This window comes from Marinobacter bryozoorum (assembly GCF_023156245.1).
Lineage (GTDB): Bacteria > Pseudomonadota > Gammaproteobacteria > Pseudomonadales > Oleiphilaceae > Marinobacter > Marinobacter bryozoorum.
This window is the reverse complement of the sequence record NZ_JAKZAH010000020.1, coordinates 21,865-44,658: the sequence shown is the minus strand read 5'-3', so window position 1 is coordinate 44,658 and position 22,794 is coordinate 21,865. Positions and strand designations below refer to the sequence as shown.

The following is a 22,794-nucleotide window of genomic DNA, read 5'->3' as shown; positions in this document are numbered from 1 at the left end:
GGGAACACCGGTATCAGCTGACTCGCGGAGGCGTGGCAGAAAAACCACTGTGACTCTCACACATATCTGGTCGCCCAAAAATGTAACTGACTCACATTGTCAGCCCGGACAGAGTTGCTTATGGTCCGGGGTCGGCGCCCATGGCACCGAAGCCCCCAAAAACAACGACAACAAACAAGGAAGCAGCAATGAAGAACATCAATTTGAAATTGCCAGGCCTTGCGGCTGGCTGTCTGGCCATCACGCTGATCGCCGGTTGCGGAGGCAGCTCTTCCTCAAGCGATAAACCAATGGCCTGTACAGACCTGGAAGGACTGGAGATTCCCGCCGGGGAAATAGCCCTGGCAACCTCCGGCGGCACCATTACAGCCGCAGAAGTTGTGGAAGCCAGTGGCAGCGGCGCTGCGGCCATACCGGAGCACTGCCTTGTTTCCGGAAGCATCGCGCCAGTCGACCCCGAAGCACCCGACATTCTTTTCCAGGTGGCACTGCCAGCCGACTGGAACTCGAAGGCACTCATGTTTGGCGGGGGCGGCTTTAACGGCACCATTCCGGCCATTACCGCTAACGTTCCCCAGAGCGCCCCTGATGCGCTGACACCCCTCGGTCGTGGCTATGCCACCTTCGCCAGCGACTCCGGCCATCAAGCCAACGAATATGGCTCACAAGACGGACGCTGGGGGCTCAACGACGAAGCGGTGCGCAACTTTGGCGGCGAAGCCCTCAAGAAAACCCGCGATGCTGCCGTTTTTGTTGTAGGCAAGCGATACGCCAGTGAACCCGAGAAGAGCTATTTCGCAGGCGGCTCCACCGGTGGACGCGAGGCCCTGACCAGCATCCAGAGATGGCCAGACGACTGGGACGGCGCTATCGCCTGGTATCCAGCCTGGAACAACATGTCGGCATGGCTGGCCGGACAACATATCAGCCTGGCCTTGGCCGAATCCGGGGCCTACCCCAACTCCGCCAAACGCCAGCTGCTGCTGGACGCCGCTCTCGAATCCTGCGATGCCCTGGACGGGCTCGAGGACGGCATAATCGGTGACCAGCGCCAGTGCAACGATAACTTCGACCCTGACACCGCAACTATCAATGGCAATTCGCTACGATGCGCCAGCGGAAATGACGAAGGGAACCACTGCCTGTCCGATGCCCAGATCACCGCACTAAAGGCCATGAACGATGGCGTAGAGTTCAAGTTTGATCTGGCCAACGGTGAAACCGGCTACCCCGGCAGCAACGTCTGGGGTGCAGACCTTGGCATCACTACAATCGATACACCGGTACAGCCGGTTGTTGTGTTCCTCGCCCTGGGCACCAGCCAGCCTGCCATGCCAATGCCACCCACGGCGCCTTACCTGAGTGTGCTGGTGGACCAGTGGGTCCGGTATTCCGTGGCGCAGGACGCCAATTTCAATTCCTTCGACTTCGACCCGATCGAGCCCCGACCGGAATTTGCCGAGCGCATCAGCAAGCTGAGCATTCTTTTTAACGCCGGCACCGACATCTCCGGGTTTGCGGAAAAAGGTGGTAAGCTGCTGCTGGCCCATGGCCTCTCGGACATTCTGGTCAGCTCAAGGGCCACCGAAATTTATTACGAACGACTGGTGGAGCAGATGGGCCAGCAGGATGTGGACAGTTTTGTTCGCTACTACGAGGTTCCCGGGTTCGGGCACGGGGCAAGCTCCTTCTTCAACGCAACCTGGGATTCGCTCTCAGCGCTGGAGGAGTGGGCGGAGCAGGACATCGCCCCGAAAAACCAGATCACCATGGACACTGTCGGCATAGCCGGTCGTACACGGCCACTGTGTGACTATCCGGCCTGGCCGGAATACATTGATGGCGGGGACCCGCTTTCAGCCACTTCATTTAAATGCGTGGAATGACAAGTCGTCCGGCGCCAGAGACGAGAGTCAGGCGCCGGCCATGACACACAGAGTCGGGCGGTCGCAACGATGCTGCTTGCGGCCGAACAGCCCCCAGGACTTGCCTGGAGCCGCCGGCTACAGTAAATATTAGGTAAACGCGGCTTCACTGGTTGAACTGGTTGAGTAATTCAACTATACCTTTGATTCGAGGGGCAAAACGCAACTGCCTGAATCCATCACCAATTCCGGGAGGTATTTTCATAGTAAAAAATAATGAAAGTCCAGATTGAATAGAACAAGCGCTCGCTATACAGTCTGAACCACTAAGCAACAAATACAAGAAGACAGCTGCCATGCTGGCAGCGAATATCAGGAGAAAATCATGCTACGAAACAAGAAGACCGGCCTGTTCACCGGCACCATGATCGGCCTTTCCATGGCCATTTCATCCATCACCTATGCGCAGGATGGTCCCATCCGCATTTCCTACATCGAGCCGCTGTCCGGGCCCTTCGCCAACGTGGGTGACCAAGGCCTGAAGCATTTCCGGTTTGCTGCAGAGAAGATGAATGAGCAGGGTGGCATCCTTGGCCGCGACATTGAGATCGTTGCCATGGATAACAAGCAAAGCCCCTCTGAGTCAGTGCAGCTGATCCAGCGCTCTGTCGACGACGGTATCAAGTTCGTCACTCAGGGCAACGGCTCCAACGTGGCCGGTGCCATGGTCGAAGCGGTGGATCGCAACAACCGTCGTAACGAAGACAACAAGGTTCTGTACCTGAACTACGCCGCGGTAGATCCGGCCCTCACCAATGAGCGCTGCAGCTTCTACCACTTCCGCTTTGATGCCGCCTCCGACATCAAGCTGGAAGCACTGTCCAACTACATGAAGACTCGCGATGACGACATCGACAAGATCTTCCTGATCAACATGGACTACTCACACGGCCAGTTCATCTCCAAGCGCATGAAGGAGCTGGTGGACGAGAAAGGCCTCGACGCCGAGGTGGTCGGCGACGTCATGCACCCGATTGGCCAGGTGCGCGACTTCTCTCCCTATGTCTCCCGTATCCAGCAGTCCGGTGCTGATACCGTAGTATCCGGCAACTGGGGTAACGACCTGTCCCTGCTGGTTCGCGCCATCGACAGTGCCGGCCTGGACGTCAACATCTACACCTACTATGGCGGTGGCCTTGGCACGCCTGCAGCGGTTGGTCCACGCGGTGAAGACAAACTCCACCAGATCACCGAATGGCACGCTGACGTCAACGTCGACGAAGGTCTGGAGGACTACGAGAAGTGGTTCCAGGAGTTCAAGGAGCGCTACCCGGAGATCGACTGGTACTACCACCGCATCTACAACCAGATGCACATGCTGAAAGCGGCCATCGAGGAAGTGGGTAACGCCGAGGATATCGACGCTATCGCCAAGGCCCTGGAAGGCATGGAATTCGATTCGCCCACCGGCACAGTGACCATGCGCGCTCAGGACCACCAGATCCTGCAGCCCATGTACCTGTCTGTAATGGACACCGAGGCCAAGTACGATGCCGATAATTCCGGCGTTGGCTTCCGTACTGTCGCCAACATCCCGGTAGAACAGGCTACGGTTGATACCACCTGCGACATGAGACGTCCGTAAGCCCCAGCCATACTCCGGTGGCGCAATGCCACCGGAGCTTTTCAGAACAATAAACCAGGATTCGTCTCACCATGCTCGAAACCATCGCTTATTCGATCTTCAATGGCGTGCTCTACGGTACGCTGCTGTTCATGATGTCCAGCGGCCTGACCCTGATCTTCGGGATGATGGGTGTCTTGAACTTTGCCCACGCCAGCTTTTATATGCTTGGCGCCTACTTCGCCTACACCTTCGGCCTGGGAACCGGGTTCTGGGTGGCGCTTTTCCTCGCACCCATCGCTGTCGGTGTCATGGGTGCGCTGGTTGAACGCTATGGCCTGCGCCGGGTTCACCAGTACGGTCACGTACCGGAACTGCTCTTCACCTTCGGCCTCGCCTACGTCATCGAGGAGCTGGTCGCTCTGTTCTGGGGCACCGTGCCGGTTGCCTACAAGGCCCCTGCTGCCCTGAATACCACCGCATTCACCATGTTTGGCCTGGATTACTCCTGGTTCAAGGTCTTCATCCTGCTGGTCGCCGTTGCCATGTTTATCGGCCTGTGGGTTCTGATAAAGAAAACCCGTGCCGGCCTGATCATCCAGGGCGCCCTGTCCCGCCCGGATATGGTTGGTGCACTGGGTCATAACGTACCGATGGTCTTTACCCTCGTATTCGCCTTTGGTTGCGCACTGGCTGGTCTTGGTGGCGTCGTCGGAGGTATTCACTTTGTCACCGACCCCGGCATGGCGTTCATGATGGGGCCAATTGTCTTCGTGGTGGTGGTACTGGGTGGCCTTGGCTCGGTTCCCGGGGCACTGGTGGCCTCACTGATCATAGGGATCCTGCAGACCTTCTTCCTGTCAGTGAACTTCTCCCTGGCCGACAGTATCGGCGCGCTGGGTATCGAGGACTCCGGCTTCTTCGGTGTGCTCTGGCATATGGAAGCCACCCGTATTGCCCCCGTACTTCCGTTCCTGCTGCTGGTACTGACCCTGATCTTCAGACCTCGCGGCCTGTTCGGGAAGCGTGAAGCATGACCACCACAACAACAATGCAACAGGAAACCAAATCTATGGCTACCAATACCGCAGCAGGGGGAACCAACCTGCTGAAGTTATGGCCCTGGGTGGTCGTACCGCTTGTGGCGATCGTGCTGCCCTTCATCTTTGATTCGGGCCATGCCATCAACCTGCTCAGCCATATGGGCGTGGCGATCATCTTCGCCCTGTCCTATAACATGCTGCTGGGCAATACCGGTCTGCTGTCCTTCGGGCACGCGGTCTATTACGGTCTGGGCGCCTTCGTAGCCATGCACCTGCTGCGCAGCATCAATGACGCTGGCGGCGAAGGCCTGCCCCTTGAACTGCTGCCCGTGGTCGGTGCTGGCGCCGGCCTGTTCTTCGGTATCATCTTCGGCACCTTCTCGGTTCGTCGGGCTGGCGTCGTGTTTGCGATGATCACCCTGGGCCTGGGTGCCCTGGTGCACTCCAGCTCACTGATGTTCACCGACTTCTTCGGTGGTGAGGCCGGCCTGTTCGGCTACCGGGACGAAGCACCGTCGCTGTTTGGCGTGGACTACGCCCCCAGCCGTAACGTGTACTTCCTGGTGGTGGCCTGGACGTTTATTGCCGCTATTCTGATCTACCTGCTCAGGAAAACCCCACTGGGCTGGATGGCAAACGCCGTGCGGGACAACCCGGAACGGGCGCAGTTTGTGGGCTACAACCCGACCATCGTGCGATTCATCCAGTTCGCCCTGTCAGCCATGTTTGCCGGCCTTGCTGGTGGCCTTTTCGTGATCACCGACGAGATCGTCAACGACGAAGCAGTAAACGCACTCACATCCGGTGCCGTATTGCTGGGCACCTATATCGGCGGCATCGGCTACTTCATTGGCCCGATCGTGGGCGGCACGCTGGTGACCTTCCTGGAAAGCTCCCTCTCCACCTACACCGAGGCCTGGGTGCTGTATTTCGGCCTGATGTTCATCGCCATCGTCATGTTTGCTCCGATGGGTCTGGTAGGTATCGTCCATACCCAGTACCTCAGCTGGAAAGCGGGCGGCTGGAAAGGCAACACCGGTGCCCGGCTGTATATCCTGCTGACCGGCCTGGTAGGCATCTTTGGCCTGATCTGCGTGATCGAGCTGGCCTACCACTACTTCCGTAGCTGGGACCCGAGCGCTCCCTTCGCCCTGATGGGTGTCACCGTTGATGCCACCAACGCCCTGCCCTGGCTGGTGTCCTTTGGTATCGCCATCATCGGTTTCGGGCTGATGCTGTTCCACGGCAACCCGATGCTCAAGCGTAAACTCGACGCCAAGTCAGACGGAGGTAAGGCATGACTACCCGTAACGCACTCGAACTCAAGGGCGTAAAGAAGAACTTCGGGCGCGCCGAGATCATCCGCGGCCTGAACCTCGAGGTTCATGAACACGAACGCCACGTCATCATCGGCCCTAATGGCGCCGGCAAGTCCACCATGTTCAACCTGATCAGTGGACGGATGAAAGTGTCCGATGGCTCTATCAAGCTTTTCGGTAATGACATCCATAACCTGCCGGCCCATAAGGTCAACCGCATGGGCCTGAGCCGCAGCTTCCAGGTAACCAACCTGTTCCAGAACATGACAGTGATGCAGAACCTGCGTTGCTCGCTGCTCTGGTCGGAAGGCCACAAATACGCTTTCTGGAAGAGTGTCATGGGCCAGAAGGCGGTGACGGAGCGGGCCTATGAACTGGCCGAGCGCCTGAACCTGACCGAGCAAGCCGAGGTACCAGCCTCCCTGCTCACCTACGCCCAGCAACGGTCACTGGAGATCGGCTGCACCGTCGCTTCCGGTGCCAAGGTGATCCTGCTGGACGAGCCCACAGCGGGCATGAGCCGTACCGAAGCCAACGACGTCATCCAGCTGATCCAGCGCATGACCGGCGAAAACACCCTGGTGGTGGTAGAGCACGACCTGAGCGTGGTCTTCGAACTGGCAGACCGCATTTCCGTACTGGTGTATGGCGAAATCATCGCCACCGGCACCCCGGAAGAAATCCGCAACAACGCGGCCGTTCAGGAAGCCTATCTCGGTACGGAGGTCCACTGATGCTCAAGATCCAGGATTTACACGCCTACTATGGCAAGAGCCACGTGCTTCGTGGCGCCAACATGACCGTCAACCGGGGCGAGATCGTCAGCCTGCTGGGCCGAAACGGGGTCGGGCGATCCACCCTGTGCAAGGCGGTGATGGGCCTGGTGCCACCGGTGGGGCATATCGAGTTCGATGGCAATACCATCAGCGGCAAGCAGTCTCATGAAATTGCCCACGTCGGCATTGGCTATGTCCCGGAAGACCGCGCCATTTTCCCCGGCCTTTCCGTACTGCAGAACCTCGAGCTGGGCATGAAGAAAAAGGGCCAGACCGGTGAGAAGTGGACCCTCGACAAGGTCTACGAGTGGTTCCCCCGCCTCAAGGAGCGGGAGCATACCCCGGCCGAGGTGCTGTCCGGTGGTGAGCAACAGATGCTCAGCATGTTCCGCGCCCTGATGGGAGATCCCCAGTGCATACTGGTGGACGAACCCACCGAGGGCCTGGCGCCCAAGGTAGTCGCCGACGTGGCCGCCATCCTCAAACAGATGGCAAACGATGGCCTGGCGGTGCTGCTGGTAGAGCAGAAGCTGTCCATCGCCCTGGACATTGCTGACCGTATCTACATCATGGGGGATGGCAACATCGTCTACGAAGGCACCCCGGAAGAGCTGAAAAACAACCCCGAAATCCGCAAAGAATGGCTGGAGGTCTAGGAAGCAGCCCACCCGGAGCAGCTCGCCCCGGGTGGGCTGCCCCGGAAACTGTCAATGGCAAAACTGCTTAACGATCGCGATCTCGAATTCCAACTCTACGAAGTCCTCGACACCGAATCCCTGCTGCAACGGCCCCGCTACGCGGAGCATGACCGTGCCATCTTCGATGCCACGCTCAACACCGCACGGGACATAGCCGCCGAGTATTTCGCGCCCCACAATCAAAAGGGGGATGCCAACGAACCCACGTTCGATGGTAAAAAAGTCACCCTGATCCCGGAAACCCAGCCGGCCTGGAATGCTTTCGCCGAAGCCGGTTTCCTGGCATCCCACCATGATTTCGACGACGGCGGCTCACAGCTGCCGGAAGTGGTGCTGCGGGCCAGCATGGCCTATTTCAACGCCGCTAACGTCTCCAGCACCGCCTACTCGTTTCTCACCATCGGCGCCGCCAACCTGCTCAAAAGCTTTGGCAGCGACGAGCTGAAGGACAAGTACCTGCCGGCCATGCTCGATGGCCGCTACAGCGGCACCATGGCATTGACCGAGCCGGGGCAGGGCTCTGCCCTCGGCGACCTTCGCACCATGGCGAAGCCGGCCGATGATGGCAGCTATCGCCTGTTCGGCAACAAGATGTACATCTCCGGTGGCGACCACGAACTCACCGACAACATCGTCCACATGGTGCTGGCCCGCATTGAGGGCGCACCGGCCGGCGTTCGCGGTATCTCCCTGTTCCTGGTACCCAAGTTCCACGTTAACAACGACGGCACCCGGGGCGACCGCAACGACGTCGCCCTGGCCGGCCTGCTGCACAAGATGGGCTACCGGAACACCACCTCCACCGTACTGAACTTTGGCGAAAAAGACGGTGCGGTTGGCTACCTGGTGGGCGAGCCCAACAAGGGTCTGGGCTACATGTTCCAGATGATGAACGAAGCCCGCATCGGTGTCGGCCTGGGCGCGGCCGCCATGGGTTACCAGAGCTACCTGGAAGCCCTGGACTATGCCCGCGACCGCCCACAGGGCCGCCTGCCCGGCAACAAGAACCCGGACGCCCCCCAGGTCAAGATCGTTGAACACGCGGATGTGCGCCGCATGCTGCTGATGCAGAAGGCCTACGCCGAAGGTAGCCTGGCCCTGTGCCTGTACGCAAGCACCCTGGTGGAAGATGCCAGCACAGCAGCAGATGACAGTGAACGCAAGGCCGCCGCTGAGCTGCTTGACCTGATCACCCCCATGGTCAAGACCTGGCCGTCCAAGTACGGCGTCATCGCCTCAGACCTCGGTATCCAGGTTCTCGGTGGCGCCGGCTATACCCGGGAATACCCGCTTGAGCAGCTTTACCGGGACAACCGCCTGAACCCCATCCACGAAGGCACGGAAGGCATCCAGGGCATCGACCTGCTGGGCCGCAAACTGGGCCCCAAAGGCGGCGACGGCTACGCCGAATTCCAGCATCGCATCCAGGCTACCCTGGATGAAGCCGCCAACCTGGACACCTGCGGGCCGCTGGCCAGCCAGCTGACGCAAGCACTGAACACCCTCAAGTCGGTAACCTCTGAGCTTCAGAAGCAACTGGCGGCGGACCCGGACCACGGTCTGTCCAACGCCACCATGTACCTGGACATGTTCGGCAAGGTACTGGTGGGCTGGATCTGGCTCAAGCAGGCCATGGCGGCCGAGAAGGCCCTGACTGCCGGCGCGTCCGGTTCGGAAGAACAGTTCTACCAGGGCAAGGTCCATGCGGCCCGCTATTTCATGAACTGGGAACTGGCTCCGCTCGAAGGCTACGCCCGGCTGCTGGCTAACGGCAACCGCGACAACCTGGATATGGAGAACGACTGGTTCTGATGTTCGCCAGGTTTTGAGTTTGCCCTCCGGAGTCAGGGGGGCCGGGCACTTTTTCCGGGACACACCGTAAATACGTCCCTGTAGGCTCGTCGAAAAGGTCCATCTTTTCGACGGTCCCGGAAAAAGTGCCCGGCCCCCCTGCCTCTCGACCTTGTGCAAGCCGCATCTTCGCCAAGCCCTCTACTCGGATATTCAAAGGAAAACATCATGACAAGTCCCCAAGACCACTACACCCCGGAACAGCAAAAAGCCCTGGACCATGTAAAACAGGCCGAGAAAGTCGCGAGCGACATCCCCGGCATCAGCCCGGATATTCAGCTGCGCCCCATCATGAAAGTGGCCGTTATCGGCGCCGGCACCATGGGCGGTGGTATTGCCATGAACTATGCCAACGCCGGCATCCCGGTGGTCATGCTGGAACTCAAGCAGGAAGCCCTGGACAAGGGCCTGGAGATCATCCGCAAGAACTACCAGCGCACCGTCACCAAGGGCAAACTCAGCCAGGAAGAAATGGACCAGCGCATGGCCCTGCTCTCAGGCACCCTCAGCTACGACGACCTGGGTGATGCCGACCTGGTGATCGAGGCTGTCTTCGAGAGCATGAACGTCAAGAAGCAGGTGTTCGGCACCCTCGACAAGGTGTGCAAGCCCGGCGCCATCCTCGCCTCCAACACCTCCACCCTGGACGTGGACCAGATTGCTGCATCTACCAACCGTCCCCAGGACGTTATCGGCCTGCACTTCTTCAGCCCGGCTAACGTGATGCGGCTGCTGGAAATCGTTCGTGGAGAGAAAACCGCTGACGATGTGCTGGCCACCTGCCTGAATATGGCTGAGACTATCAAAAAGGTCGCGGTGGTTTCCGGGGTCTGCTTCGGCTTTATCGGCAACCGCATGCTTGAACCCTACGCCCGTGAAGCCCACCGCCTGGTACTGGAAGGCGCGACCCCGGCCCAGGTGGACGGCGTGATGACCTCCACCGGCCTGGCCATGGGTGTACTGTCCATGTACGACCTGGCCGGTATCGACGTGGGCTACCTGGTACGGGAATCCCGCCGGGATGAAATCAGCCAGGACCCGGGCTACTGCAAACTGGCGGACGAGCTCTATCACCTGGGCCGTTACGGTCAGAAGACCGGTCGCGGGTTTTATATCTATGAAGACCGGGAGAAGAAAGAAGATCCTGAGGTGACCCAACTGGCCGAGAAAATCGCTGCTGACCTGGGCATCGAGCGCCGGGAGATCAGCAACGAGGAAATCCACGATCGCTGTCTGTACATGCTGATCAACGAGGGTATCCAGATTCTGGACGAGGGCATTGCCCTGCGCAGTGGTGATATCGACCTGGTGTGGATCAACGGTTACGGCTTCCCGGCCTGGCTGGGTGGACCCATGCATTACGCCGAGCAGATCGGGTTGGAGAAGATCCTCGATACCATCCGTCACTATCGCGATACCCTGGGTGATTACGGCACAATGTGGTTTGAGCCGGCACCGCTGTTGGAAAAGCTGGTTGCGGAAGGCAAGACGAAGATCGAGAAAGTCTGAAGCGAAAAAACGATCTGGCAGGATAAACAGAATTATTCCAAAGGCGGACAGCACGGAGCTCACACGGACTTCCGGTGGGGGTACTTCCGCAGCAGGGCCATGGATGGCCCGGTGCAAGGTCGGTCCAGGACGGGCCGTGAATTGCAGCGGAGGAAGTACCCCCACCGGGAGGCCAGGCACCTCATTCACAGTCTGGGTGAGCATGCTTGGAACCGCTGATCAAGCCGAAAATGATTTGCTGAAGTCACGAGAAACAAGGTAGTCCGTCGCTCGCCCGCCGGGACAGGCTTTCTCCGCCGCAATTCACGGCCCATCCCTGGACCGGCCTTGCTCCGCGCCATCCATGGCGCTGCTGCGAAAGCCTGTCCCGCCGGTCGATCGACTCCGTGGAGGTCTGGGACCTGTTACGTGAACACTAAACAGAAACGTCAGGTTTGAGCCGGCCCGATAGAATATTTTTAACACCAAGAGGAAGAGATCATGAGAGAAGCAGTCATCGTATCCACCGCACGTACCCCCATTGGCAAAGCCTTCCGGGGACTGTTCAACAACACCAAGTCACCCACCATGGCGTCCTTCGCCATCAAGGCTGCCGTTGAGCGCGCCAAGGTCGATCCGGCAGAAATCGAAGACCTGGTAATGGGTACCGCCATGCAGGGCGGCACAGCCGGCATGAACCTCGGACGCCTGACAGCATTGGCCTCAGGGCTGCCCCTGACCGTCAGTGGCATGACCATCGACCGCCAGTGCGCCTCTGGCCTGATGGCAATCGCGACCGCCGCCAAGCAGATTATCCATGACGGCCAGGACGTCGCCATTGGCGCCGGACACGAGAACATTTCCTTGGTTCAGCAGAAGAACTTCGAGTGGATGGCCAACGAACGTGACGAGACCGTCATCAAACATGCTGCTCATGCCTACATGCCAATGCTGGAAACCGCGGAGAACGTGGCCAACGTCTACGGCATCAGCCGTGAAGCCCAGGACGAGTATGCGCTTCAGTCCCAGCAGCGCACCGCTGTCGCCCAGGAAAAGGGTCTGTACGATGACGAAATTGTACCGGTCACCACCACAAAGGCGGTGATGAACAAGGAAACCAAGGAAGTCACCTACGAAGAAGCCACCCTCGACAAGGACGAAGGCAACCGTCCGTCCACCCAGCTCGAAGGCCTGGCCGGCCTCAACCCGGTCATCGAAGGCGGCTGCATCACCGCCGGCAACGCCAGCCAGCTCTCCGATGGCGCCAGCGCCTGCGTGCTGATGGACTCCAAGCTTGCCGAACAGCGTGGCCTGCAGCCCCTGGGTGCCTACCGTGGCATGGCCGTCGCGGGTCTCAAGCCCGAAGAAATGGGTATCGGCCCGGTCTACGCCGTACCCAAGCTGCTCAAGCAACATGGCCTGAAAGTGGACGATATCGGTCTGTGGGAGCTGAACGAAGCCTTCGCCGTACAGGTGCTGTACTGCCGCGACAAGCTGGGTATCCCCGATGACCGCCTGAACGTCAACGGTGGCGCCATCTCTATCGGTCACCCCTACGGCATGAGTGGTGCCCGGATGGTAGGTCATGCCCTGCTCGAAGGTAAGCGTCGTGGCGTCAAATACGTGGTCGTTACCATGTGTGTTGGCGGCGGCATGGGCGCAGCCGGGCTGTTTGAGGTGCTGTGATGAGCCATCCCCTTGATGCCTTCTCGCTCAAGGGCAAAACCGTCATGGTCACTGGTGCGTCCAGTGGCCTTGGCGCGCACTTTGCCCGTATCTGCAGCCAGGTGGGTGCCCGTGTTGTCATCGGCGCTCGCAGGGTAGAAAAACTCAATCAGCTCGCTGACGACATTCGCGGCGAAGGCGGCGAAGTGCTCTCCGTTGCCATGGACGTTACCTCGCGGGAGAGCGTGGAAGCAGCCTTCGACGCTGCCGAGGAAGCCTTTGGCGTCGTGGACGTGGTACTCAACAACGCCGGTGTCGGCGGTGCCGCCCGGGCGCTGGAAATCAGTGAGGAAGACTGGCGCTTCATGCTGGGCACCAACCTGGACGGCGTCTGGCGTGTGGCACAGTGCGGCGGACAGCGCATGGCGAAGGCCGGCAAGTCCGGCAGCATCGTCAATATCGCTTCCATCCTCGGACTTCGTGTGGGTAAGGGGCTCAGCCACTATGCCACGTCCAAGGCTGCCGTGGTGCAGCTCACCAAGTCCCTGGGCATGGAGCTCGCGCGATACAAGATCCGGGTCAACGCCATAGCACCGGGCTATTTCCGCACCGAGATCAACGAAGACTTCTTCGACACCGACCAGGGTCAGGACTTCATCCAGAAGGGCGTGCCCATGCGCCGTCTCGGCCAGCTTGACGAACTCAACGGCGCCATGCTGTTGCTCGCCAGCAATGCGGGTCAGTTCATGACCGGGTCTGTCATCACCGTGGATGGTGGCCACGTCGTCAACCCACTGTAATACGTTGCGGCCACCTCCCCGGTGGCCGCCACTTCCCCTGCCAACCTTACGAAACCATTAATCTCCTGCCGATTTCCTGTACCCCGGGGCAACCCGTTGCCATCATGTAGGAACGGATCCACCACCAGAGCAGGGATGGAATGCAGAGTCATACAGGCAATACACCATCACCCGGCGACGACCAGAAAGGGCGGTCCGTCGCGGCCAATGCCATCAATTTCTACTATATCGCCCCCATTCTCATCGCCGGCATGGGCTTTATCGTTTTCCTGGACTGGGCGCAGGCCGTGCTGCTGCCATTGGTAGCCGGCATCATGATCAGCTACGCCCTGGACCCGGTGGTCTCCCTGCTGGACCGGCTGCGTGTTCCCCGTCCGATCAGTGCCGCCCTGGTACTGAGCAGTTTGCTGGCGATTCTGGCCCTGGCAGCAATGCCCCTGCAAAGCGAAGCCATGAGAATGCTGGAGCGCATCCCCGACGCCGTCCAGCAATTCGAGCGGGAGAGCAGCCGCCAGCCCAAGTCTGAAGGGCTGATGGAGAAAGCACAGGAGGCCGCCAAGGAGATCGAGGAATCCGCTTCCAAATCCAGGGAGGAGCAACGCAGCCGTGTGCAGGCGACAGCCGTGCGTGTCGTTGAAGAGCCTTTCAACCTCAGGGACTACCTTATGGAGCGCGCAGCGGGCGGGACCATGATGGTTACCCAGCTGTTCTCCGTGCTGTTCCTCGTCTACTTCGTACTTGCCATCGGCAAGCTCTACAAACGCAAGATCGTGCGCATGTCGGGACCGGATTTTCACAGCATGCGAAAGGTTGCTCGCATGCTGAACGAATTTCACTACCAGATGCGCCGCTTCATCTTCGTGATGTTTCTGGGGGCCGTGTTCGTGGGCGTGCTTACCTGGCTGGCGTTTGTGCTGATCGGCGTCGAACAGTCCCTTTTGTGGGGCGTCCTGGCGGGTATTGCCAGCGCTATCCCCTACCTCGGACCATTCCTGGTCTTTATCGGTTCCGGCGCAGCAGCCTTTATCCAGTTCGGCTCCATGGACATGGCCCTCGCGGTATCCGGGGCATCACTGGTGATTACCAGTATCCAGGGCTACCTGCTGACGCCGTGGCTCACCAGCCAGGTATCCAGCCTTAACGCGGTCGTGATCTTCATTGGCCTGCTGTTCTGGGGCTGGCTGTGGGGCCCCGTGGGGCTGATCCTGGCGACACCGATTCTGATGATGACCAAGACACTTTGCGACCATGTGGAGAATCTGCAGGGGCTGGGGGAATTGCTCGGAAAATAACCGACGCAAGTATTTTAACGACAGGTAATTTGTGATCAAATTCACGCACAAAAAATTACCGGATCGCAGCCCATGGACGCACACCCGGATACACTCACCCAGCTTGCCCGTCCCCATCGCAAGGCAGTGCTGGTCGCACTGCTCTGGATCACCATCAGCGGTGGCATTCTTTTCGGCCTCCTCAATGCCATGAAAGGCACCTGGACGCTGGCCACCGTGGAATGGGGTATGGGGCTCTACTCAGCAGTCCTGCTGTACTACGCCCACCGGACCCGGCACCTGGAACGGTGGATACTGGCGTATATCGTCCCCTTCTTCACTGCCATGATGATTGCCATCGCCACGCCCACCGCCAGCGTGACTATCTTCGGCTGGGTACTGCTGATTCCGCTGGTCAGTCACCTGCTGCTGGGGCGTCGGGCTGGCCTGGCGATTTCGCTACTGTTTATCGTTATCGCCGCCGTTATCTTCCTGTGGAGGTTCATGGACGACAGCGCCATTATGGATATACGTTCCGTGGCGAACATGATCGTCCTGACCGCCTGCATCACCGTATTTTCCCACGTCTATGAAGTTAGTCGGGAGCGCAGCGAAACCCAGCTTTTACACATGGCCCAGACCGATTTCCTTACCGGCCTGCCCAATCGCTCCCGCATCAAGGTATTCTTCGAACGGGAGAAAAGCCGGGCCGTACGGGAAGGGCAGCCGTTGTCTCTGCTGGTCATCGACCTGGACCACTTCAAGCAGGTGAATGACTTGTACGGCCATGAGGCAGGCGACTGTGCCCTGGTTTTCTTCGCCGACCTGCTACGACGGAGGCTCAGGACCTCCGACCTGGCGGGTCGGCTGGGCGGTGAGGAGTTCGGGGTGATCCTGGTTAACACCGCCACCGTCACAGCCAGCCAGGTGGCAGAAGAACTGCGAAAGGCCCTGGCCACCGCCAATATCGAACACGCCGGCGAAGCCATACCCCTGTCGCTGAGCGTCGGCGTTGCCGAACTGGGGGTGGATGGTGAAACACTGCAGGACCTGCTGGCCATGGCTGACAGCCGCCTTTACCAGGCCAAGGAGCAGGGGCGTAACCAGGTTGTCCCGCCACCAGCACCGACGGAGCCTGAGGTTCCGGCTTCAACTGTACGCTGAGTGGAACGCCGCCCGGGGAAGTCTTCACCCGGGAAGCAAACAAACACCGGCACCATGCCCGGCTGACATGACTGACAAAGCCGGGTTTCGCCACTGATCCATAACGAGAGAATCTAACTGCCGATGGAGCTTGCTGACCACGCCAGCCTGTTAAACGTAACGCTGCTGAACAGCCTGATTGTCATTATCGTGGTGCTTATCCACCATGAGAGTCTGGTCCGGCTCAGCGGCATACTGGAAAGCCTTCACCACACCCGCACACGGCACTTCCGGTTGATCGTGGCGGTATTCGGCATATTGATTGCCCACACGGTCCAGGTCTGGCTGTTCGCCAGTGTGTACTACTTCATGCACCATGCCGAAGGCTGGGGGCAGCTGGCCGGGAACTTCTCCGGGGCGTTTATCGATGCCGTCTACTTCTCCTACACGACCTTCACCACCCTGGGCTATGGCGACATCGAGCCTTTGGGAGCACTGCGGTATCTCACGGGTATCGAGGCGCTGGCTGGGCTGGTACTGATCACCTGGAGTGCTTCGTTCCTCTATATGGAAATGCAGCGGTACTGGCCTACCCGCTAGCAAACATGGGCCTGCACCTGACAGTCAGGAACGGATCAGAGATCGAGTGATCGTTTTCCCTTACTGAGACTGCGCCATAGCAGACGGTAGGCCAGCGCCGCCGGGGAGCGGGGTGCAAACCAGTGGACCGGCTGGCGCAGTTCACCCATGCGTTCCACGTCACTGGCATAGGGAATGCACCCCGGCATCAGCTGCTCCAGCTCTTTTGGTGGTTGCTCCAGCAACTGGCGATGAAGCCGCTTGCGCCGGTCGACCATGGTCCAGAAGGGGTAGAACTTGCGTCGATCGACTTTCTTGTCGGCAATGAATGCCTGCATCTGGTGCCAGCTGTTCAGCGACAGCCAGGTGGGTACCAGTGGCACCAGCACCCGGTCCGAGACCCGGAACACCTGCTCCGCCAGCCGGGACAGGGAAGGCGGGCAGTCCAGGACGACCAGGCCGTAATCCTCCCCCAGGGGCTCCAGCCAGTCCGCCAGGGTATTGCGGTCACCGTGCTTTTCCAGTTGCAGGTCAATATTGCGGAAGCTGACGTCCGCCGGAATCAGGTCCAGGTTATCGATCCCGGTGGGCACAATGGTCTTGCCGATTGGCGTCTTGCCCTTGACCAGCTTGCCGGCCTTCGGCACCCGGGAATGGCCGTCACCGGTATTGCCGAAGTACCAGCTCACCGCCCCCTGAGGGTCAAGGTCCCATAACAGTGTCGGAATGCCGGCTTCGGCGGCCAGGGCCGCAATATTGGAGGCTGCTGCGGTTTTCCCGACGCCCCCCTTGAGGTTGTGGAGTGCGATGACCTTCAACTGCAATACTCCCTGTGATCAGTTGGTTGACGTTTCGCGTGACCCGGCTGTCCGCCAGCCATGGAACTGTTCCAGTAACGAAAGCAGCGCCGGAATGACGATCAGCACCAGCACCGTCGCAAGGGCCAGCCCGAAAGTAATCGACGCCGCCATGGGTATCAGGAACTGGGCCTGCAGGGACGTCTCGAACATCAGCGGCAACAGCCCGCCGATCGTCGTGAGAGAGGTCAGTATAACGGCCCTGACCCTTTGTACCACCGCCTCGTTCAGTGCTTCGTCAACACCAAGTCCCTTCTTGCGCTCGGCCTGGTAGAAGGACACCAGGATAATGGCATTGTTCACCACGATACCTGACAGGCCAAACAGACCGAACAGGGACAGCACGGTAAGCTCCAGGCCCATGGCCCAGTGGCCCAGCAAGGCGCCGATCAGCGCAAAGGGAATGATGGCCATGACGATCAGCGGCGTGCTCCAGGAAGAGAACACCCACACCAACACAACGTACATCAGTGCCAGGCCGGCGATAGCCCCCATCTTCATGTCATCGAGGGTCTGGCGCTGGTCCGCCGAGCGCCCCTCAAAGCTGTACCGAACGCCCCAGGTGTCCGCCAGTTCCGGCAGGGTGTGGGTACGCAGGGATTCCAGCACCCGACCGGCGTTGGTTTGCGCCGGGTCCAGCTGGGCTGTCACTTCCACTGCCAGCTGGCCGTCGGCATGGCGCAGCGCATCGAAGCCCTGGCGGGGGCTGAGATCAATTACCTGCTCCAGTGGCACAAATCGACCATCAGGCAGGCGGATGGTGAGCCGTGAAAGCGTACTGACCCGCTCCCGCTGCTCCCTGGGCAACTGGACCCGGACCTCAACCTCGTCGCGATCATCCTGGTAGATCTGCACCACCCGGCCGTCAAAGGCTGCCCGCAACTGTCGCCCGACATCCAGCGTGGTCAGCCCGAGGCTCTCGCCCCGGGGCGAGACTTCGTAGATCAGCTGCTGCCGTCCCCAGGGCAGGTCATCCTCGGAGTCAAGCACACCCGGCAGCGAGCGCATCGCTGCAGAGAGAGACTCTGCGGCCCGCTTCAGACTGATGGTATCGGCCCCGGTAAGGCGGACATTCACATCCCGGCCCGGCGGACCTGCCTGCCGCTCGGTAATGGTCAGGTTCTCCATGCCCGGGGGCAGCTGTATTCTTTCGCGCCACGCACGGACAAACTCTGCGTTGCGAACGGTGCGGTCATCCGGGTCAACAAGCTCCAGCATCATCGAGCCCACATCATCACCGGAGCGGGCTGTACCGCCACCGGACTGTGCACTGCCGTGGGTGGTAACCGCGTGGAGGATCAGGTTACCCCCCAGGGCTTCCTCGGTTTCATTGAGGGTTTCTTCCAGGTGGACCAGGAAGCGGTCCACGGTCTCCCGGTCGGTACCGGCGACGAAATTGGCATTGGCATAGAGCACGCTTGGCTCGGGCGTCGGAAAGAAACTGAAGCCGATACGGTCCCCCGCCCACAGGCCGAAGGTGCCTGCGGTCAATGTGAACAGGCTCGCCAGCACGATGGCACGGTGCGCCAGTGTCCAGCGGGAAAGCCTCCGGCAGGGTCCCTGGCGGAACGCCTCAAAACGCCGGTCGAAGCCCTGTCGAATCCGTTCCAGCCGGCCAACGCGGGCACCTGGCTTACCCGGGGTAAAGGCATGGCGGAGGTGGGCCGGCAGCACGATAAAGCACTCAAGCAGCGAGGCTACCAGTACACAAATCATGACAACGGGGATATCCCCCAGGATGTTACCGATGACGCCACTGACCACCAGTAACGGCATGAACGCCGCCACCGTGGTCAGTGAAGAGGCCAGCACCGGCCACACCATGCGCTTGGCCGCCCCCTCCGACGCATAGGCGGACTGTTCCCCCATCCGGGCATGGGCATCGGCGTCTTCCCCCACCACGATGGCGTCATCGACGATGACACCCAGGGCCATGATCAGGGCGAACAGCGACATCATGTTGATGGAGCCGCCGTACAGCCAGAGCGCACCCAGTGCGGCCATGAAAGCCGTGGGAATACCCACTGCCACCCACAGGGCAACCCGACCCGGCAGGAACAGGTACAGTAATATCAGCACCAATACCAACCCGCCCAGGCCGTTACTGGTCAGTAGCGAGATCCGCTGATCGATCAGCTCCCAGGTCTGGTCATAGACTTCCAGCGACACCGTCGCGGGCAGCTGGGGCCGGGTTTCGTCCATCCACTTTTCCAGTACCTCAGCCGCACGCAGGGAATGCCCCTGCTCGGCCCTCAGCAGGCGCAGTTCCACGGCAGGCTTGCCGTCCCGGGTCAGGGTGACCTGCTGGTCCCGGGCTTCCTGCCGGATAACGGCAATATCCCCCAGGCGGATCCGTTCCCGGTTGTCTGCAATGACCGAAAGGTCGGCAAAGTCCTCCGGGGAACGCCCCTGGCTGGTAGCCCGCAGCTCCCGGGTGGCATCCTGCTGCCCCATCAACCCGGCGGGCAGGTCCTGTGACTGGGCCTGGACCCGGTCAGCAATGTCATCCAGCGACAACCCCAGGGCCTGCAACCGCTCCACCGGCACGTCGATGCTCATCTGCACGTCCGGCAGGCCGGTGATCTCGATACGGTCAATGCCGGCCCGCAACAGCTCGTCCTCATAGCGATAGGCCAGGCGACGGAGTTCTTCCGGCGCCAGGTCGCCATACATCAGCAGACGGGCCACTGGCTCATAGCGGCCAACCCGGCTGACCCGGGGTGTCTCGGCATCGGCCGGCAGGTTACTGAATTCCTCCACCTGCTGGCGTACATCATCCACCGCCTGGATGGGCTCGGTGCCTTCCTCAAACTCCAGGGTGATACTGGCCACCCCCTGGGCAGAGGTGGACGTCATTTTTTTCAGGCCATTGATACTGCGGAAGCGCTGCTCCAGGGGATCAGTAATGCCCTGCTCTATGTCTTCCGCCGCAGCCCCGCTCCAGACCACCTGGACATTGACGATATCCAGGGCAAAGGTGGGAAAGAACTGGATATTCATGCGCATCAGGCCCAGGGCACCGGCCAGCAGCATGAGGATCATCACCAGGTTGGCGGCAACCCGGTGGTGTACAAAGAAGCCGATAATTCCCTTGCGGCGACGGCTCATTCAGTTTCTGCTCCCGAGGCTTCCGCCACGGCGACTTTCAGGCCTTCGATGGCATTGGGCAGGTGGGTGGTGATGATGAGGTCACCCTGCTGCAACCGCTCGCTACGCACCAGGGCGTCATAATAGCCACCTTCCCTGAGAACTTCCCCCACCTGCTCGACCGGCACCCGGTGCATACGCCCTTCTTCGGTCATCACATACAGACTGTCGCTCCCGTAAAGGGCGCTGTAGGGCACAGCCACCACCGAATCCACCGCCGGACGAAGCACTACCAGGGGCACCATGTCGCCAGGTCGAAGGCCAGCCTGGTCTTCCCGGAGCCGGAAAAGCCCCAGCGGCCCCCGGGGGTCGCTCTCGCCCGCGAAGCCGGTCAGTGTCAACCGGAACCGCTGATCTTCAGAGGTTGCCTGCACTGGCTGATCGTCCGCCAGTGCCGTCTCCAGCGCCTGCGCAAACCGGGCAGGTATGCGGGCACGCACTTCCAGGGCCCCGGGCTGATAGAGGGACAACAGCGGCGAATTGGCGGTCACCCGGTCGCCCACGGCCACTTCAACCCGTGCCACCACACCATCGAAAACGGCGGTTGCCGAGGCCCGCTCAGCATCCCGCCGGGCCGCCGCCAGGGCTGCCTCGGCACGTTGCAACCTGGCTTCCAGGCTGTCCAGCCGGGCCGGGTGTTCTGCCAGGTTCTGCTGTCGCAGGGTCACCGCCAGCTCTGCTTGCTCCATGACGTCGCGGGCAGTGTCCAGGTCCCGCTGGGAAGCCAGGTTGCTACCCTGCAGCGACCGGGTACGTTCAAGTTGCCGGCGGGCGTTTTCACGAATGGCCTGTTCCCGGGCCAGCGCCTTGCGGTCGGTTTCCACCCGGATCTGCTCACTGCGTATCTGGGCCCGCAGGTCAGCCGCTTCGGCCTCCGCCTGTTGCAATGCGGGCTGCACGTCGGCGGGATCCAGGGCCACAAGCAGGTCGCCCCTGGCGACACGGCTTCCCTCACTGACCGGTCGTTCCGCTATCCGGCCTGAAACTGGTGCAGTAACGGTCATCAGGTCGGGCGCCACCACCTCGCCATAGACCGGCAGCGCCGGCCGCCAGGCGCCAAATTCGGCTTCCATCACCTGCACAGGCCAGGAGCGTTCGGTCTGACCGGCGGGCTCAGGTTCCGGACGGGTCAGCTTCAGCAAGTGGAAAATGGCGATACCGGCAATGATGATAAACAGGGGGATCAGGCGTCTGATCATGGTCAGGCACTCGTCAGAAAGCGATTGCACCAGGAGAAAGGCACCCGGCACCTTTATACGAACTGCACAGTATAGGTCAGCGGGCTATATCGGAGGACAGGGGTGCCTTGACCCGCATCATAAAAAAAGCCCTGAACGGAAAATCCGTGCAGGGCTGAACCGGTTATGCCCGTTCTGTGGATACGGACAACCGCCATTACCGGGTCAGTATATAACCTTCGCCGGTCCCGGGAATGAGGCAGAACGTCGCAGGCCAGCGACGATAGTTGCCCCGATAAACAAATGATCCCGGACAGGAACCTGACCGGTTCCGCTGGCATTGCAGGGTATGGCGCCCTTAAGCTTGGCATAGTGATTTTCGAAACCTCGGCCAACCACACACGGACTGCGTTATGTCGGCAAAGAAATGGCTCCCCTGGATCCTGATGGGCTTACTGGCGATTGTCGCAACCTGGGCCTGGAACCAGTACCGCCCCGGCGAACTGCCGGACTATGTCGCCAGTGGCAATGGCCGCATTGAAGCGACGGAAATCGACATTGCCACCCGGTCCGGCGGACGGCTGCTGGAAGTCATGGTTCGGGAGGGCGACTTTGTTGATGCCCGACAGTTGCTTGCGAGGATGGATACCCAAAGCCTGCAGGCGTCACTGGCGGAGGCACAGGCCCAGGTCCAGCAGGCCAGGCACTCTGAAATGGCCGCCGAAGCCCTGGTGTCACAACGGGAGAGCGAGAAAGCGGCCAGCCTGTCTGTGGTGGCGCAGCGACAGACTGAGCTGAACTCCGCCCGTAATCGCCTCAAGCGCTCCCGGGCCCTCGCTGAGCGTGGGTCCATTTCAACCCAGCAACTGGAAGATCACCAGGCCGCTGTGGACGGTGCCGCAGCCGCCCTGAATGCAGCAAAGGCGCAGGTCTCCTCCATGGATGCCGCTATCGCCGCAGCCAGGGCACAGGTAGTCCAGGCGCAGTCCCTGATCAGGGCGACCGAAGCGACCGTGGAGCGGCTGCAGGTGGAGATCGAGGACGCGGATCTCAAGGCACCCCGTGCCGGCCGCGTACAGTACCGGGTGGCGGAACCCGGTGAGGTGCTGGCCCCCGGCGGTCGCGTGCTGAACATGATCGACATCAGCGAGGTGTTCATGACCTTCTACCTGCCAACCACCGCTGTCGGCCGGGTGGCGCTGGGTACCGAGGTGCGGCTGGTGCTGGATGCCGCACCGGATGTCATCGTACCGGCCAGGATTTCCTTTGTGGCTAGCGAAGCCCAGTTCACACCAAAGACCGTCGAGACCCAGAGCGAGCGGCTCAAGCTGATGTTCCGGGTGAAGGCCAGCATTGATCCGGCACTTCTCAAAAAATACGCCCGCCAGGTGAAAACCGGGCTGCCCGGCATGGCTTACGTGCGGCTGGATGACACCCGGGACTGGCCGGCGGAGCTCCAGATGCCACAAGTGCAATAACCGGTGTGTCCC

At 60.5% G+C, this 22,794-nt stretch carries 16 protein-coding genes and 1 pseudogene; 14 read left to right on the top strand and 3 right to left on the bottom strand.

The genetic code is table 11. From position 1 onward, the window contains the following. The first annotated feature begins 188 nt into the window (after nt 1-188). From MLC59_RS12165 to MLC59_RS12105, 13 genes and pseudogenes are all read left to right on the top strand, one after another. Nucleotides 189-1,886 carry a tannase/feruloyl esterase family alpha/beta hydrolase gene (locus tag MLC59_RS12165; RefSeq protein WP_248234553.1) on the top strand — a complete coding sequence of 566 codons (1,698 nt, stop codon included), beginning with the start codon at nt 189-191 and terminating at the stop codon, nt 1,884-1,886. A 364-nt stretch (nt 1,887-2,250) separates the two neighbouring features. Then, complete coding sequence (locus MLC59_RS12160) at nt 2,251-3,510, top strand: branched-chain amino acid ABC transporter substrate-binding protein (RefSeq protein ID WP_248234552.1); 1,260 nt, start codon at nt 2,251-2,253, stop codon at nt 3,508-3,510. A gap of 71 nt (nt 3,511-3,581) precedes the next feature. Next, nucleotides 3,582-4,526 (top strand): branched-chain amino acid ABC transporter permease, encoded by a 945-nt coding sequence (locus tag MLC59_RS12155; RefSeq protein WP_248234551.1) that lies wholly within the window; start codon nt 3,582-3,584, stop codon nt 4,524-4,526. A 35-nt stretch (nt 4,527-4,561) separates the two neighbouring features. Further along, nucleotides 4,562-5,833 (top strand): branched-chain amino acid ABC transporter permease, encoded by a 1,272-nt coding sequence (locus MLC59_RS12150; RefSeq protein ID WP_248234550.1) that lies wholly within the window; start codon nt 4,562-4,564, stop codon nt 5,831-5,833. Continuing rightward, on the top strand, nt 5,830-6,585 hold the full coding sequence (locus MLC59_RS12145; RefSeq protein WP_248234548.1) for an ABC transporter ATP-binding protein: 756 nt from the start codon (nt 5,830-5,832) through the stop codon (nt 6,583-6,585). The genes MLC59_RS12150 and MLC59_RS12145 overlap by 4 nt, the downstream gene beginning before the upstream one ends. Next, the gene (locus tag MLC59_RS12140; protein WP_248234547.1) at nt 6,585-7,283 is read left to right on the top strand and encodes an ABC transporter ATP-binding protein; all 699 of its coding nucleotides are present in this window, start codon (nt 6,585-6,587) and stop codon (nt 7,281-7,283) included. The genes MLC59_RS12145 and MLC59_RS12140 overlap by 1 nt, the downstream gene beginning before the upstream one ends. Nucleotides 7,284-7,337: 54 nt before the next feature. Next, nucleotides 7,338-9,137, top strand: coding sequence for an acyl-CoA dehydrogenase (locus tag MLC59_RS12135; RefSeq protein ID WP_248234546.1), 1,800 nt, complete (start codon nt 7,338-7,340; stop codon nt 9,135-9,137). A gap of 240 nt (nt 9,138-9,377) precedes the next feature. Continuing rightward, nucleotides 9,378-10,685 (top strand): annotated as a pseudogene (locus MLC59_RS12130) (3-hydroxyacyl-CoA dehydrogenase); the annotation flags it as partial. 480 nt (nt 10,686-11,165) lie between these two features. After that, nucleotides 11,166-12,350 carry an acetyl-CoA C-acyltransferase gene (locus MLC59_RS12125; RefSeq protein ID WP_248234545.1) on the top strand — a complete coding sequence of 395 codons (1,185 nt, stop codon included), beginning with the start codon at nt 11,166-11,168 and terminating at the stop codon, nt 12,348-12,350. Next, nucleotides 12,350-13,129 carry an SDR family NAD(P)-dependent oxidoreductase gene (locus MLC59_RS12120; RefSeq protein WP_248234544.1) on the top strand — a complete coding sequence of 260 codons (780 nt, stop codon included), beginning with the start codon at nt 12,350-12,352 and terminating at the stop codon, nt 13,127-13,129. The genes MLC59_RS12125 and MLC59_RS12120 overlap by 1 nt, the downstream gene beginning before the upstream one ends. A gap of 140 nt (nt 13,130-13,269) precedes the next feature. Continuing rightward, entirely contained in the window at nt 13,270-14,421 is a 1,152-nt protein-coding gene (locus MLC59_RS12115) for an AI-2E family transporter (RefSeq protein WP_248234543.1), read from the top strand. Nucleotides 14,422-14,493: 72 nt separating this feature from the next. Further along, entirely contained in the window at nt 14,494-15,564 is a 1,071-nt protein-coding gene (locus MLC59_RS12110) for a GGDEF domain-containing protein (protein WP_248234541.1), read from the top strand. 123 nt (nt 15,565-15,687) lie between these two features. Then, the gene (locus tag MLC59_RS12105) at nt 15,688-16,143 is read left to right on the top strand and encodes a potassium channel family protein (protein WP_248234539.1); all 456 of its coding nucleotides are present in this window, start codon (nt 15,688-15,690) and stop codon (nt 16,141-16,143) included. 35 nt (nt 16,144-16,178) lie between these two features. On the opposite strand, the gene MLC59_RS12100 is transcribed toward MLC59_RS12105, so the two are convergent. Genes MLC59_RS12100 through MLC59_RS12090 form a run of 3 tightly spaced genes read right to left on the bottom strand, consistent with a single transcriptional unit; the run spans nt 16,179 to nt 21,325 of the window. Further along, complete coding sequence (locus MLC59_RS12100) at nt 16,179-16,940, bottom strand: ParA family protein (protein WP_248234537.1); 762 nt, start codon at nt 16,938-16,940, stop codon at nt 16,179-16,181. An 18-nt stretch (nt 16,941-16,958) separates the two neighbouring features. Next, nucleotides 16,959-20,087 carry an efflux RND transporter permease subunit gene (locus tag MLC59_RS12095; protein ID WP_248234536.1) on the bottom strand — a complete coding sequence of 1,043 codons (3,129 nt, stop codon included), beginning with the start codon at nt 20,085-20,087 and terminating at the stop codon, nt 16,959-16,961. Next, the gene (locus tag MLC59_RS12090; protein ID WP_248234535.1) at nt 20,084-21,325 is read right to left on the bottom strand and encodes an efflux RND transporter periplasmic adaptor subunit; all 1,242 of its coding nucleotides are present in this window, start codon (nt 21,323-21,325) and stop codon (nt 20,084-20,086) included. The genes MLC59_RS12095 and MLC59_RS12090 overlap by 4 nt, the downstream gene beginning before the upstream one ends. Before the next feature lie 392 nt (nt 21,326-21,717). Here MLC59_RS12090 and MLC59_RS12085 point away from each other — a divergent pair, with 392 nt between their 5' ends. After that, nucleotides 21,718-22,782, top strand: coding sequence for an HlyD family secretion protein (locus MLC59_RS12085; protein ID WP_248234534.1), 1,065 nt, complete (start codon nt 21,718-21,720; stop codon nt 22,780-22,782). The last annotated feature ends 12 nt before the right edge of the window (nt 22,783-22,794 follow it).

What these genes read in the sequence shown, in the direction of transcription:
- MLC59_RS12165 (WP_248234553.1), top strand. Translation starts at nt 189, where the DNA reads ATGAAGAACATCAATTTGAAATTGCCAGGCCTTGCGGCTGGCTGTCTG.
- MLC59_RS12160 (WP_248234552.1), top strand. Translation starts at nt 2,251, where the DNA reads ATGCTACGAAACAAGAAGACCGGCCTGTTCACCGGCACCATGATCGGC.
- MLC59_RS12155 (WP_248234551.1), top strand. Translation starts at nt 3,582, where the DNA reads ATGCTCGAAACCATCGCTTATTCGATCTTCAATGGCGTGCTCTACGGT.
- MLC59_RS12150 (WP_248234550.1), top strand. Translation starts at nt 4,562, where the DNA reads ATGGCTACCAATACCGCAGCAGGGGGAACCAACCTGCTGAAGTTATGG.
- MLC59_RS12145 (WP_248234548.1), top strand. Translation starts at nt 5,830, where the DNA reads ATGACTACCCGTAACGCACTCGAACTCAAGGGCGTAAAGAAGAACTTC.
- MLC59_RS12140 (WP_248234547.1), top strand. Translation starts at nt 6,585, where the DNA reads ATGCTCAAGATCCAGGATTTACACGCCTACTATGGCAAGAGCCACGTG.
- MLC59_RS12135 (WP_248234546.1), top strand. Translation starts at nt 7,338, where the DNA reads ATGGCAAAACTGCTTAACGATCGCGATCTCGAATTCCAACTCTACGAA.
- MLC59_RS12125 (WP_248234545.1), top strand. Translation starts at nt 11,166, where the DNA reads ATGAGAGAAGCAGTCATCGTATCCACCGCACGTACCCCCATTGGCAAA.
- MLC59_RS12120 (WP_248234544.1), top strand. Translation starts at nt 12,350, where the DNA reads ATGAGCCATCCCCTTGATGCCTTCTCGCTCAAGGGCAAAACCGTCATG.
- MLC59_RS12115 (WP_248234543.1), top strand. Translation starts at nt 13,270, where the DNA reads ATGCAGAGTCATACAGGCAATACACCATCACCCGGCGACGACCAGAAA.
- MLC59_RS12110 (WP_248234541.1), top strand. Translation starts at nt 14,494, where the DNA reads ATGGACGCACACCCGGATACACTCACCCAGCTTGCCCGTCCCCATCGC.
- MLC59_RS12105 (WP_248234539.1), top strand. Translation starts at nt 15,688, where the DNA reads ATGGAGCTTGCTGACCACGCCAGCCTGTTAAACGTAACGCTGCTGAAC.
- MLC59_RS12095 (WP_248234536.1), bottom strand. Translation starts at nt 20,087, where the DNA reads ATGAGCCGTCGCCGCAAGGGAATTATCGGCTTCTTTGTACACCACCGG.
- MLC59_RS12090 (WP_248234535.1), bottom strand. Translation starts at nt 21,325, where the DNA reads ATGATCAGACGCCTGATCCCCCTGTTTATCATCATTGCCGGTATCGCC.
- MLC59_RS12085 (WP_248234534.1), top strand. Translation starts at nt 21,718, where the DNA reads ATGTCGGCAAAGAAATGGCTCCCCTGGATCCTGATGGGCTTACTGGCG.